This window comes from Leptospiraceae bacterium (assembly GCA_016708435.1).
GTDB lineage: Bacteria > Spirochaetota > Leptospiria > Leptospirales > Leptospiraceae > UBA2033.
In genome coordinates this window covers 474,813-487,578 of sequence record JADJFV010000034.1, presented here as the reverse complement: position 1 = coordinate 487,578, position 12,766 = coordinate 474,813, and the positions used below count along the sequence as shown (strand labels likewise).

Here is a 12,766-nt window from a genome sequence, read left to right as displayed (position 1 = left end):
ATTTCATTTTTTTTACTGTATGAAAATTCACTGCTTCATAAACTTCTACTTTTAGAGGATTTTATGGATGAGATACTCACGAATGATGAGCTAGATGCCTTATTAACAGCAATTTCGAATTCCACTACCGATAAGTCGGAGGAGGATACGAATAATGCTCCTAAAAAAATTCGCACATATGATTTTAAAAAACCGGACAAATTTTCCAAGGAACACTTAAAATCTTTTCAACATATATTTGAAACATTTACACGAATTGCATCCCCTTCTCTTTCTTTAAAATTTGAGTCACCAATTTCCTGTCACATAGCCTCCTTAGATCAGTTAAGTTATGAAGAGTTTTCGAAACTAATCCCTGAAAATTCTACACTTGGTATAGTAAGTTTGAAACCACTATTAGGATTTACTATTTTTGAATTTGAGCCTGCTCTTACTTTTTCTATGATAGACTTGCTTCTTGGCGGAAAAGGAGAATTTCAAAACCAGTCAAGAGAACTGACAGAATTGGAATTACCTATCGTTCAAAATATAATGCAAAGTCTCGTGACTTTTCTAAAAGATGCATTCCAATCTATTATTCTAATAAAACCGAATTTAGAAAAAATCGAAAAAAATTCTTTTTTTCAACAAAAGCTTTATTCTAGTGAAATCATTTTACAGGTATGCATATTTGTGAAACTAAAGGAAGTTGAGCATTCTATGAATATTTGCATTCCCTACTCTAGCCTTGAGCCTGTGATTCATAAGTTCTCTAATAAAAATATAGAATTTCTAGATGAGGCTAATAAAGATATATCTCAACAAGAAAGAAGAAGGAAAATATTAGATTCCTGCCTGATTAGAACTTATTCAGAATTCCAAGCGGGCACTGTATTTATCCAACCTAATGGTGAGAATGAAGATATTTTCCATGAGGTTAATATCCATTTAACCTCGGACACTAGATCGAATCATTTCTTTAAAACCATTTTTAAGAATTTTGTGCGATCAGCTGAGGCTCAGTAATGTCAGAAGATTCCTTATCAGCTAAAGATATTGAGGCTCTGATAGAAGCAACTTCTAGAAAGGAAGAGAAACCTCTTTTTGATAAAATTCATGCAGATCCTTTTTCTGTTTTAAACAATGATTATTGGATGCGAGAAGCTTCTATTGAAATACTCGAAAATTTAAAAATGGAAAACTTTAAAAATTTGTATTCCTGCAAAGAAAATTCGAAAGCAATTTAAACCTGGCATGCAATGTTTTTATGGAAATTTTCTTGGACGAATTCAAGGGATATACTCTATTCTGCTCACCAATGATACCACAGTAAAGATTGTGAAGGCTCTTGATAAAATAGAGTCTCCTAAAATGAACCATTTAAAAAATATCAATGATTGGCTCTATTCTGTTATAGGTTCTTTTACAGATGCCCTTACTCTTAAGATTGGTGAAGTAAAGACATCTGAGATGTACCAAGCCCTCGTTACAAAATCAGACCAGTTAATTTTACCAGAAGGCTCAAATTATTTTAGAATAGAATTAGAAATCATTGCTGCCAATGAAGTATTTCGTTTTCATTTCCTTTTCTCCGTTTATAACGCGAAGAATATTCTAAACTACATAGTTCAGTTAAATCCGAACGTTAAGCGCAATCTTAAAAGCCATCATCGGATTATTCGCTCAATCGAATCTAAGTTAAATCGATTTATGAAAAATAGGGAAACCTATTTAAGCGAGAATGAATCGGAGGAAATTTCTTCCTTTATTCAAAATAATCTTTCCAAGGAAGAAAAAGTTTTTTTGCTGACACCGATAAAAGAGAGAACAGATAAATCGGACATTGAAACGAATTTGATTAAAATATTCGTTTCCCTTTCCAATGAAATAATCGATAGGCGCTATAAGTTAAATGAAGCAGAAAAGGAGAGGAAAGAAAAACTCTATGCTCTTATTTCTTCTATTCCGTTTCCAGTGAACGTCCGCTTTGAAGATGAAATATTTGATTATAAAACTTTTAAAGATAGAACTTATAAAAATACAAGTATAGAAAAATTTTTAGGTAAGCGTGGCTCCTTAATTTTTTCTAATAAATCTCTGCAAGAAATTACACTTAAAAAGGAAAATGAAAAACTTCTCTTATTTGATCTAACAGACAATGTAATTCCATCTAAATATGAACTTCATCTTGCAAATTTAGAGTTAATGAATTTAGAAATAGAAGCAGATATTGAGATAGGCAAATCAAAATTACCCCTTGATCAGCTAATCAATATTAAACCCGGAAATGTAATTGAATTAAATAAAGACATGAATGAACCAGTGTATCTGGTTATTGAGAATATAATTTTTGCGAAGACTACAGTGGTGGTAACAAATGAAAAGTTTGGTATTTGGATTGAAGACATAGCTAGTCCAAATGAGTCAGGCAATCGAAATTTGGAAATCTTACACAATGAAGAAATTCAAAGCCATACAAAAATTCCGATGGCAGATATACGAGTAATTCTAAGTAAGTTAAAACTTACCATAAAAGATTTACTCAACATGAGCAAAGGCTCTATCATTGAATTAGATAAATCTATTTTTGAACCAGTGCAGATTGTGGTTGGATATGATCTGACATTTCCTGGAGAAATTATCGCACTTGAAACTGGAAAATTTGGAGTTCGCTTTGTGAATAATATGAGTTATGCGCAAAGGCAAACTACTGATTTAATTGATTTAGACAAAGAATCTGATACTCGTCAGGAGAATACTGTGATTAGCTCTACCAATTCAAATCCTTTTGAGTTCTTAGAGAAAATCGAATCTAGCATAATTGCAGGACTGATTCAAAACGAAGAGTCTCAAATGATTGCTATGATATTATCTTTTTTAAACTCTGAAAAATCGGCATCTATTTTGCCGCTATTAAATGATACCAGTCAAACTGATGTAGTTGCCAAGATTGCGATTGGGCAAAAGGCGAACACTGAAATAGCAAGAGAAGTTGCAAAGATATTAGAAAAAAAAGTTTCTTCTTTAGTTCAAGATTCGTATGCAAATGTTCCAGGATTTGATTCCATTGTAAAAATCTTAAACTCGACAGATAAGACAAATCGTGATAAGATGATTTCTTCTCTAGAGAAAAATTTTCCGGATATATATAATATATTAAAATCCAACCAAACACATTAAATAAAAATGATTAAAAAAAAAATTCTGTCTTCAGTTTCCTTTTTGGTTCTAATTGCATTTACTCAAATCGATTCAGTAGAAAGTAAAAAAATCAAATTTGTAAGATATAAATTAGAAAACGGTCTAACAATACTTTTACATAAAGACAATACAAGTCCAATTGTGTCGTTAGGAGTAATGTATCACGTAGGCTCGAAAAATGAAGCTCCTAACCGAACAGGCTTTGCTCATTTCTTTGAGCATTTAATGTTTGAAGGAACGAAAAATATTAAACGCGGGGAGTTTGATAAATTGATTTTAAATGCAGGTGGTGAGTCTAACGCGCATACTACGTTCGATTATACTTATTATAATGCTTCTCTTCCTGCAAACGAGCTTCCTCTTATTTTGTGGATGGAATCAGAAAGGCTACTACAATTAGAAATAGATACAAGCGGTCTAGAAACACAACGAAAAGTAGTTAAAGAAGAAAGAAGAGAAAGACTAGATAATCAACCTTATGGTAATCTCACAGAAATTTTACATGAAATGTCTTATAAAAAACATCCCTATCGCTGGCTACCAATTGGCTCTACTCAGTATATAGATAAAGCAACCTTGCAAGAATTTGTGGATTTTCATCAGAAATTTTATGTGCCAGAAAACGCAGTCTTAGTAATAGCAGGCGATATTAAAATCAAAGATACAAAGAAACTTATTAAAAAATATTTCGAACGAATTCCAAAATCAGGAAAGAATATCCAGCGCGAGAAGATTTTTGAAAATCCTTTTGCGAAAGAAATTTCAAAAACGGTTTATTATAATGTTGAATTTCCTGCTCTCTCGTATTCATTTCATGCTCCTGCTCTAGGGACAGATGACTATTATCCGTTCATTTTTATAGATTTAATTTTATCAAACGGAGAGAGTTCTAGGTTAAATCAAAATTTAAAAAATAAAAATGACCTAGTAGTAAATTTAGAATCTTACTATAATGCTATGGAGGATAACGGGCTTTATTCGATTACTTGCTACGCAAAAAACGACGATGCATACAAAAAAGTCCCAAGGAATTTAAATGATGAATTGCTTCGTCTTCAAACTGAATTTGTCACAGAAAGAGAATTAGAAAAAGTAAAGAACCGTGTGCAAAGAATCATATTTGATTCCAATGCAAATCTTGCAGGAATTGCGCAAAATCTTGCTGAATATGAAACCTTTTATGGAAATGCAGGGGTAATAAACACCGAGTATGAAAAAATTCTAGTTATTACAAAGGAAGATATTCAAAGAGTTGCCAAAAAGTATTTTACCTTAGATAAAAAAGTAATTCTAAATTATCTACCACCTAAGAAGAAATAGTATGTATAATAAAACCCCAATTCAAGTAAGAAAAATTCTAATAATAGCTTTTTCCGTTTTTTTCCTTTGCACTTTGTTTTCTTCACTAAATGCCGAAGAAGACAATTTGGATTTACCCCCAAAGTCAACTACACTTAAAAGAATTCATTTACCTGCGTATAAAACTTTTTCCTTAAAAAATGGTTTAAAGGTTTATGTCATTGAGGATCACAAACTACCTACTATTTCTTATTTTCTATATTTGGATTATTTTCCGAATTTAGAGAATAAGAAAGCTGGACTAGGAGAATTTACCACAAGACTGATGAAACGAGGAGCGGGTAATCGAAATAAATCACAAATTGATGAAGAACTCGATTTTATGGGAGTTGATTTTAGTATAAATGAGAATTTAATCTTTGCAAGTTCGCTTTTAAAGTATTCGGGTCAGAGCCTAGCGATTGTGAGTGATGTAGTAAAAAATCCTAAATTTGACAAATCTGAGTTTGTAAAGCTAAAAGACGAAATGTTCTCCGAAATTCAATCTGATATACAAGATCCAAATGCGCAGGTGAATAATGTCGCGAAAACCCTACTCTATCCGGCTACCCATCCTTATAGTGAAGTTCCCACGGAGAAATCAATAAAGCAGATAACAATGAAAGACTGCAAGAATTACCACAATCGATATTTTAAACCAAACATTGCTCATCTAGCAATATCCGGTGATGTTGGTTTCGAAGATGCAAAGATTTTAGCGGAAACACATTTTGGAAATTGGCAGTCGGGCGAAGTTCCAAAATTTAAAGCACCAAAACTTTTGAAGTCGCGACAAACAAAGATTTACCTTAAAAACAGAAATGACTCTGTGCAATCTGTGATTAAAGTAAGTCATAATATTGATTTAAAACCTGGGCAAAAAGAAATTTATAGTGCGGTTGTAATGAATACATTATTAGGTGGGGGAACATTTCGACTCTATCAAAATTTAAGAGAAAAACACGGATTAACTTACGGAGTGTATTCTTCGCTGCGCCCTGATAAATGGATTGGAAATTTTTCTATTGATCTAAGCACAGAAAGCTCTTTAACGGGCAAGTCCATCGAGCAAATTCTTTTTGAAATGAATCGAATTAGAAAAGAAAAAGTAAAAAAAGAAGAATTACAATTAGTGAAGAATTATCTTACAGGGCAGTTCTCTCTTTCTCTCGAAAATCCTTCGACAATTGCACTATTCGGAATTAAAACGGCTCTTTATAATTTGCCTTCTGATTACTACGAAAAATATTTAGAGGGAATTCAATCTGTAACAGAAGAAGATGTGCTTCAAGCGGCTAATAAGCATATAACGCCAGATCAAACACATATAATCATTATAGGAAATAGAAAGGATTTGAGAAAAAGCCTGAAGTCTTTAAAAAAAATTAAGGCGCTAGAGGTTAACTAATAAAAAAGGGATAGTGGAACCACTATCCCTTTGGGAAAGAATCTTATCTAATTACGACTCTTACTTTGTTTCTTCTGCATCAGGTGTTTCTGTTTTGGTTTCAGCTTTAGGAGCATCTTTTTTGCCGCCCTTCTTTCCACCTTTTTTTCCACCTTTCTTGCCGCTTTTCTTTCCACCTTTTTTTCCACCTTTCTTAGCGGCTTTTTTGTCGCTTTTTTCGGTTTTAGCAGGTTTCACTTCTTTAGCGTCCTTTGCATCTTTTTTATCTTCAGTCATTTCTTCTTTTGGTTCAGTTGTATCGCTTTCCTCTTCTTGAGCAAAAACATTAGCTACAGCTAAAAATGAAGTGATAAGAATAAGTATCCCTAATTTTTTTAACATACTTGTCTCCATAAATATATTTAAGTAAAGAATCTTAGTTTAAAAGTTCTTACAACGCCATAATTTACCATATACACCTCGATGAAAAGTGAAATACACAACCCGCGCTAAAAAATTTGCTCTAAAATCTCTTTCCGTCCGTCGAGTAAGGTAGGAATTTTCTTATGAATCTTTTGTTTTTCAATCTCTAAGACTGCCTTTTCTAACTGAAAACTCAATAAATCCGACTGAGGCAGGAAAGCTGCAAAATGAAATTTGTCTAAAGCATCTACAAGATACGGATATTCTGCGAAATCTCCTCTATCTGTATAAATCACAGGAGTATTTGCCAAATAGCTTTCAGAAAGAATTCCGTATCCAGGTTTCGTTAAAACAAAATCACATGCCTTCAATAAATCGGGATAATAGATATTTTTGACATCAATGACTTTCTCGCCAATTAGTCCTTCGTATCCAGAAACAACAATCCATTCATTGTCTTTTAAGTTTTCAAATCCTAAACTATCAGAAATTCCGTAGGCACCAAAAGAAAAAAGAAAATAACGATTCTTATCCGTAAAACCAATTCTATCCCTTACTGTTTGACGATCTTCTAGACTTCGTCTTCCAATGATTCCAATTTCTTTTTTTCTAGGGATTGAGTTCATTGGACAATGAAATGGTAGAATTAGTCCGAAATGACAAAGAGAGTATTCTTTTTTAAGAATATTGGCGTAACTTCCAAAATAGGAATTGTCTTTGGTGTAGTTATCGTAAATAAAATCCCAGGTAAAATTTCCAATAAAGAAAGAAGGTAAACTTAATTTATCTGCAAGTAAAAAAGGAAGAGAAGAACTGTCTGAAATAATACAACCAATTTTCTCCGTTTCTAGAAATGCTAATTCCGACTCAATCAATGAGCTTTTGTTTTTCTCAAACTCAAGAATAGATTCAAGTGTTTTTTCCACGTTGAGGCTAATGGAACTAAGCTGCACCATCCCAACATCAACTGTCACTTCACGAAAGATTAAATTATCAGTCTTGTCCTTTACAAAATCTTTTCTTGTAGTGTTGATAAAAAGTTTCTCAATCGGTGCATTCTCTTGTAGATATTTAACTACTTCATAGGAACGGCTAATATGACCGAATCCATGCCCACTGATATAATAAGCTACATTCACAGGCTATTTCCTTTGCATTTTCTGGCGTAAAACTTCGTAGACCATAATTCCGCAAGACATGGCAAGGTTTAAAGAATCAGACTCACCTTGCATAGGAATCGATACGAGTGAATCAGAATTTTCTTTTGCATAAGGAGATAATCCGTATTGCTCGTTTCCAAAAAGCAAAGCCGTTCTCGTTTTATAGTTCGGCTCTAGATAATTTTGAACCCCTTCAGGGCTAAGGGCGATTACCTGCACTTTATACTTTTTAAAGTATTCGATTAATTTCTCGATTTCTGCAATGTAAGTTGGTAAGGTAAATAGAGTTCCAGTGCTTGCACGAATAACATTTGGATTAAACAAATCAATCCTTGCATCGGTTACAAACACAGCCGAGACTCCTGCTCCATCCGCTGTCCTAAGAATCGTTCCAAGGTTTCCCGGTTTTTCAACTCCTTCAATGATTAAAAAAAGACTTCCCTTTTTATCTCCTTCATAATCGAATCCGAAATCAGGAGTATCCGCTACTGCGAGAAGCCCATCGGGTCTGTCTCGATAAGATATTTTTTCAAAAATTTTTCTAGGAAGTTCAATCGTCTTGACATTGATTTTTCGAATCAAATCATCTTCATTTACCCCCAAAAAACATTCAGGAGAAATATAGAGAGTGTCAAATTTTATTTTACCTGAGAGATTTGCCTTTGCGAGTTCACGGTAACCTTCGATTACGAATTTTCTTTCCCTGTCTCGAAAGCGCTTCTCTTTTAATTTTATGACATATTTTACTTTTTCATTTGAAAAACTGTTGATATTTAATATATTCATTGTATTAATCACTAACATAGCTATCGGATAATTTATGACTATACAGAAAAACTTTATTTCAATGAAAATGAATAAACGAATTCCATTTTTACGTTTTATATTCTTACTTTTTTTCCTTTTGCAAACTCTTTATTGTGCGAGTTCGGATAGAAAAGAAGTTTCGCCCTCTTCACCTCATTCAGAAACTACAAAATTGGACGAAAAAAGAAAAGACCCTTCTAAATCTCCAGTGAGACCTTCGATAGATAAGAAAAAGGATAAATCGGAGGAAGCAAAGGGTGCTTCTGGAGTTACAGACGGAGAAGCTTTATCAGAAGATGATTCAAAACCCACTTCCAATAAGCAGGTTGAAAAATCAGAGTCAGGGTTAAAGGCAGGCTTTGCAGATGATAATAAACAATTTAATTTGTTTGTAAACTTTCTAGAAAAATTCAAAACGACAGCTGCTCATATTGATCTAAACATCAAGGAAAGAATTACACTGACCGTGAAAGATAAAAATGGAAGATCGATTCCCAATGCAGATATTGTCATACTAGCGGATAATAAAGAAATAGCCAAGGGAAAAACATATGCAGATGGAACTTTTCTTTTCTTTCCTTCACTCTATCCAGAGGTGTTTACTTTTAAAGCCATTGCTTCTAAGGATACGGCTAAGAATGATTTGACGCTGGATAGACAGGGTTCTCGGAATAAAGAAATTATTTTAGATATAACCCAATCAAAAGAAAACGAAATTCCTCTTGACGTAGTCTTTATCATGGACACAACCGGAAGCATGGGAGAAGAAATCCAAAGATTAAAAAATACAATTGAAATCATTAATCTAAACTTAGCAGGCGAATCGAAAAACCAGGTTCAATTCGGAATGGTTCTCTATCGGGATAAGAAAGAAGCCTATGTTACCAAGGTAATTCCACTTACAAGTGATCTGGAAAAATTCAAAAAAGAATTAAACAAAGTAGATGCTGCCGGTGGAGGCGATTATCCAGAAGATTTACAATCTGCTTTAAAAGATTCCTTGAAAGAAATTGAATGGCGCAAAAATGCGATTAGACTCAGCTTTATCATTACCGATGCACCTCCTCATTTAGACTATAAGCAAGATTATACCTATGTATCTGCGATGAAAGAGGCAAGCGAAAGAGGAATAAAACTTTTTACGATTGGAACAGGTGGTTTAAATATAAACGGAGAATATGTGTTACGGCAGATTTCTCAGTATACTTCCGCAAAATATATTTTTCTAACTTATGGTGAAAAAGGAGAAAGTGAAGGTGGGGCAGCAGGAAGCGTTAGTCACCATACGGGAGAAAATTTTCCAACGGATAAATTAGAAAGCATTGTCATTCGATTCGCGAAAGAAGAAATTCAAGCGGCTAAAGGCAAACCTCTTCCTTCTGGCGACGAGTATTTTAGTGCAAGTAAAATTTCTACAGAAAATAAAGAAGAAACATTAAACAAACTATTCGACAAAGCCATTGCTCAACTAGTTGACTATTCAACTTTTTCGATTAAGCCATTGACCACAGTGAGCGTTCTACCTTTTGCTATAGAAGGCAAAACATCTGCAAAAAATGGAGAATACTTTGCAGAGCAGTTGCTTTTGGGATTTATTCGAAACAAGACTTTTAAAGTAGTAGAAAGAAAAGATTTGCAAAAAGTATTAGCAGAATGGAAACTCAACCTACAGGCAGTAGACGAAGCAAATGCGGTTAAAGTTGGTAAGCTCCTGGGTGCAAATTTACTAGTAAATAGTAAGCTTTACAAAAAAGATGCGAATTATGAAATCTATATTAAATTCATCAATACGGAAACAGGAGAAATTCAATCTGCTACGAAGTTATTGGTAGATACAAAATTAGGATTATAATATGGCAATATTTAATAAGACACAAAAAGTTTCTGAATCTCCTACTCTACCCGGAGCAAATAAATCGAAGAGTAAATTTGATATTGCCGATTTATACACCGGTCCTGTTAGCGGTAATGAAACTCAGTCAGAAAGTAGCGGCGAATCAGGATTAGACGAAAAACTCAGAAAAGCATATCTCTGGATTGTAAACAATGCAATCATAAGTCCCTATTATGATATAGAATACAACAAAGGGGCTAATCAAACGTATGCGATTGGTGATAGCAAGAGTAGAGTAACCTTTCCATCGGACCAGAGTTATTCTAGTTTTGTTTTGCTTCCACTTCTGAATTTGGTTACACGAAGAAGATGTTTGATTATTGGTGGGCCTGGTCGGGGCAAGACTGCAAGTGCAATTCTAATGGGGGTAATTGCTGGTTATCCTCTTAAAGATATAAAGAGAGCCATTCAACATGGACAACCGCAAATGACGATTTCAGATCTACTCGGTAATCCGATTCCGTCCGATTTAATGACAGCTAAAGATATGGATGACATTAAAATTTCATGGCGAAAATGGCTAGGTATGCGAATTAAAATTATTGATGAATACAATCGGATTCCAACAAGAACTCAGTCTGCGCTATTGACAGTATTGGGTGATAATTATGCAGAGATTCTAGATCAGATTTATGAATGCCCCGAAGCTGCTTGGTATCTAACGGCTAACGATGATGCCGGTGGTGGAACGTATCAAGTCATCGAAGCACTCCGAGATAGAATTGACATTGTTGTGAAAGCTCTTCATTTTAATTCAAGATTTATTGGCGATTTGCTTTCAAGAATTGAGCAGGGAATTAAGCCAGAAGAATCTGTTCCAAAGCAAATTATTTTTACCGAAGAAGAAATTAATCAAATCAATAAGGAGATACTTGAAATTATTCTCCCTGAAGCACTACTTCGTCGAATTGAATTTTTTTCTAGTCATTTTGAACTTTATGAATCAGCCAGCGAGCAATTAGAATACAAAACAAAAGACAATGTAAAAATTTCTGGAATTGAATTTCGCTCCATTGCAAATGCGGAATCAGGAAAAGACAAATTAAAAGATCTCGGAAATCAAACTCGCAATGGTCTATCGGTTCGCTCTATCATGACCTGTCTTGTTTTCATCAAAGCTCTTTCTTATTTTAGGGGTAAAAAAACGGTTGAGTTCGATGATGTCAGACATATACTACCCTTTGTTTTCCACGATAAATTAGTACAAAATTCAGATGCCCCTTTCTTTGAGCAACCCGGCAACACAGTGTATCGAGTAGATAGAGTTAGTTGGATTCGAAAGTTATTTGATTTATCCTGTGCAGAATACGATCGACTAGACTTAGACAAGCAAGATCCTCTCGAAGCTTTAGAAAAGAAATTTGATCACGGCTTAGAGGGAGTAACCGAGAAAGAGGTAAACGAAGAGTTGGCGAAGATTGCAAGAATCATGGAAGATTGGAGTAAGAATCGAAAGCTCTACGGACATGTATTTGATGATGTGTTAAAATTAAAGTATCTTCACCAAAGATATTCCAATTATCTAAGATGGCTACAGAACAAATAAAAAATCCAGTCCTAATTAGCTTGTTAAAAGACAATCGGGAGAAACTAAATTCTCTTTTTAGTTTTTATAAATTCTCTTTTCCGGTAATAGAAAAAGAAGTCATTTTCTTTTACATTGGATTTGTAATTGAGCCTGTGTTTGAAAAAAATCAATCTAGAGGAAAAGAAGAATTATCCTTACTATTGCTTACTCTCTATGAAAAAATTCTGGAACTGGTTGGCAAAAACTACCTAGGGAATTCGGGTCGTTATCCTTTTTTCGAAAACAAATTTATCCAGTGCATAGAGTCTTCTAATGATAGATTGTTTGAAAATCCGGAAGTATATATAAGCTCGATTGCCAATGCGATTTTTAATATTGGAAATTTTGATTTAAAAATACTTGAAATCTGGCTGGCTAAATTTCAAAAGCTAATTATAGAAGCTAAGAATAATAAAGAACTCTTTCAAGCAGGAATAGTTGCTGCTTGGGTTTCGGGCATGGCTCAATATAGAGAAACTAGTTTGGAAATAATGAAGACTCTCGACATGGAATTGCTACAAATAATATTAGATAATTCTAATATAAAGAATCTTAACCGTGAAAGGTTTATTGAAAGATTAAGTGGAGATCCGTGGCTTAGTCCTGAGAATGCGATGAAGGAAAACTCTCCACCTAAAAAGATTCTAATAAGACGCATTAGCGGTTTCACTGGATTTGGCGGTCATTTTAATAAGCCACCGGAGATAGAATATTTGAATGGAAATTTTGTAGTTTCCGATAGTTTAAATTCATATGTAATATACGCTGATATTTTTGGTTCCTATCTGCAGAAAATTTCAGACGATATGTATTTATCTCTTACATCTAGTCAGGGTATTAGTGAAACGACAAATTTTAAGATTACAAAAACTGGAAATATTCAAAATGGCAAAGAGGCTATTAACTATTCTCCGCTTGTTAATTATTCTAGCATAGCGAGCAATGAATTTACTTGCTGTGCTTCGAGTCCCTACTCTCACTGCATATTTGTTCTAGGACTTGGTTAGATA

The 12,766-nt window shown here is 33.9% G+C and carries 11 protein-coding genes; 8 read left to right on the top strand and 3 right to left on the bottom strand.

From position 1 onward, the window contains the following. Positions 1-63: 63 nt before the first annotated feature. From IPH52_25000 to IPH52_24980, 5 genes are read left to right on the top strand one after another with little or no spacing between them, the layout of a single operon-like run. Positions 64-1,005: a hypothetical protein gene (locus IPH52_25000; GenBank protein MBK7058246.1), complete on the top strand. Its 942-nt coding sequence runs from the start codon at positions 64-66 to the stop codon at positions 1,003-1,005. Then, positions 1,005-1,226, top strand: a complete 222-nt coding sequence (locus IPH52_24995) for a hypothetical protein (protein MBK7058245.1) — start codon at positions 1,005-1,007, stop codon at positions 1,224-1,226. Before IPH52_25000 ends, IPH52_24995 begins: the two co-directional genes overlap by 1 nt. A gap of 7 nt (positions 1,227-1,233) precedes the next feature. Then, a complete protein-coding gene (locus IPH52_24990) occupies positions 1,234-3,159 on the top strand; it encodes a FliM/FliN family flagellar motor switch protein (GenBank protein ID MBK7058244.1) in 1,926 nt (641 codons plus the stop codon). Positions 3,160-3,165: 6 nt separating this feature from the next. Then, entirely contained in the window at positions 3,166-4,500 is a 1,335-nt protein-coding gene (locus IPH52_24985; protein MBK7058243.1) for an insulinase family protein, read from the top strand. 1 nt (position 4,501) lies between these two features. Further along, positions 4,502-5,926 (top strand): insulinase family protein, encoded by a 1,425-nt coding sequence (locus IPH52_24980; protein ID MBK7058242.1) that lies wholly within the window; start codon positions 4,502-4,504, stop codon positions 5,924-5,926. 60 nt (positions 5,927-5,986) lie between these two features. On the opposite strand, the gene IPH52_24975 is transcribed toward IPH52_24980, so the two are convergent. The 3 genes from IPH52_24975 to IPH52_24965 all read right to left on the bottom strand — a co-directional run bounded on the left by IPH52_24975 (position 5,987) and on the right by IPH52_24965 (position 8,292). Then, entirely contained in the window at positions 5,987-6,307 is a 321-nt protein-coding gene (locus IPH52_24975) for a hypothetical protein (protein MBK7058241.1), read from the bottom strand. A 107-nt stretch (positions 6,308-6,414) separates the two neighbouring features. Further along, complete coding sequence (locus IPH52_24970; GenBank protein MBK7058240.1) at positions 6,415-7,467, bottom strand: glycosyl transferase; 1,053 nt, start codon at positions 7,465-7,467, stop codon at positions 6,415-6,417. Between the two features lie 3 nt (positions 7,468-7,470). Next, entirely contained in the window at positions 7,471-8,292 is an 822-nt protein-coding gene (locus IPH52_24965) for an RNA methyltransferase (protein ID MBK7058239.1), read from the bottom strand. Positions 8,293-8,308: 16 nt separating this feature from the next. On the opposite strand from IPH52_24965, the gene IPH52_24960 reads away from it, so the two are divergent. From IPH52_24960 to IPH52_24950, 3 genes are read left to right on the top strand one after another with little or no spacing between them, the layout of a single operon-like run. Continuing rightward, a complete protein-coding gene (locus IPH52_24960) occupies positions 8,309-10,147 on the top strand; it encodes a VWA domain-containing protein (protein MBK7058238.1) in 1,839 nt (612 codons plus the stop codon). Position 10,148: 1 nt separating this feature from the next. After that, positions 10,149-11,735 (top strand): AAA family ATPase, encoded by a 1,587-nt coding sequence (locus tag IPH52_24955; GenBank protein MBK7058237.1) that lies wholly within the window; start codon positions 10,149-10,151, stop codon positions 11,733-11,735. Continuing rightward, positions 11,717-12,763 carry a hypothetical protein gene (locus IPH52_24950; protein MBK7058236.1) on the top strand — a complete coding sequence of 349 codons (1,047 nt, stop codon included), beginning with the start codon at positions 11,717-11,719 and terminating at the stop codon, positions 12,761-12,763. The genes IPH52_24955 and IPH52_24950 overlap by 19 nt, the downstream gene beginning before the upstream one ends. The last annotated feature ends 3 nt before the right edge of the window (positions 12,764-12,766 follow it).

What these genes read in the sequence shown, in the direction of transcription:
- IPH52_25000 (MBK7058246.1), top strand. Translation starts at nt 64, where the DNA reads ATGGATGAGATACTCACGAATGATGAGCTAGATGCCTTATTAACAGCA.
- IPH52_24995 (MBK7058245.1), top strand. Translation starts at nt 1,005, where the DNA reads ATGTCAGAAGATTCCTTATCAGCTAAAGATATTGAGGCTCTGATAGAA.
- IPH52_24990 (MBK7058244.1), top strand. Translation starts at nt 1,234, where the DNA reads ATGCAATGTTTTTATGGAAATTTTCTTGGACGAATTCAAGGGATATAC.
- IPH52_24985 (MBK7058243.1), top strand. Translation starts at nt 3,166, where the DNA reads ATGATTAAAAAAAAAATTCTGTCTTCAGTTTCCTTTTTGGTTCTAATT.
- IPH52_24980 (MBK7058242.1), top strand. Translation starts at nt 4,502, where the DNA reads ATGTATAATAAAACCCCAATTCAAGTAAGAAAAATTCTAATAATAGCT.
- IPH52_24975 (MBK7058241.1), bottom strand. Translation starts at nt 6,307, where the DNA reads ATGTTAAAAAAATTAGGGATACTTATTCTTATCACTTCATTTTTAGCT.
- IPH52_24965 (MBK7058239.1), bottom strand. Translation starts at nt 8,292, where the DNA reads ATGTTAGTGATTAATACAATGAATATATTAAATATCAACAGTTTTTCA.
- IPH52_24960 (MBK7058238.1), top strand. Translation starts at nt 8,309, where the DNA reads ATGACTATACAGAAAAACTTTATTTCAATGAAAATGAATAAACGAATT.
- IPH52_24955 (MBK7058237.1), top strand. Translation starts at nt 10,149, where the DNA reads ATGGCAATATTTAATAAGACACAAAAAGTTTCTGAATCTCCTACTCTA.
- IPH52_24950 (MBK7058236.1), top strand. Translation starts at nt 11,717, where the DNA reads ATGGCTACAGAACAAATAAAAAATCCAGTCCTAATTAGCTTGTTAAAA.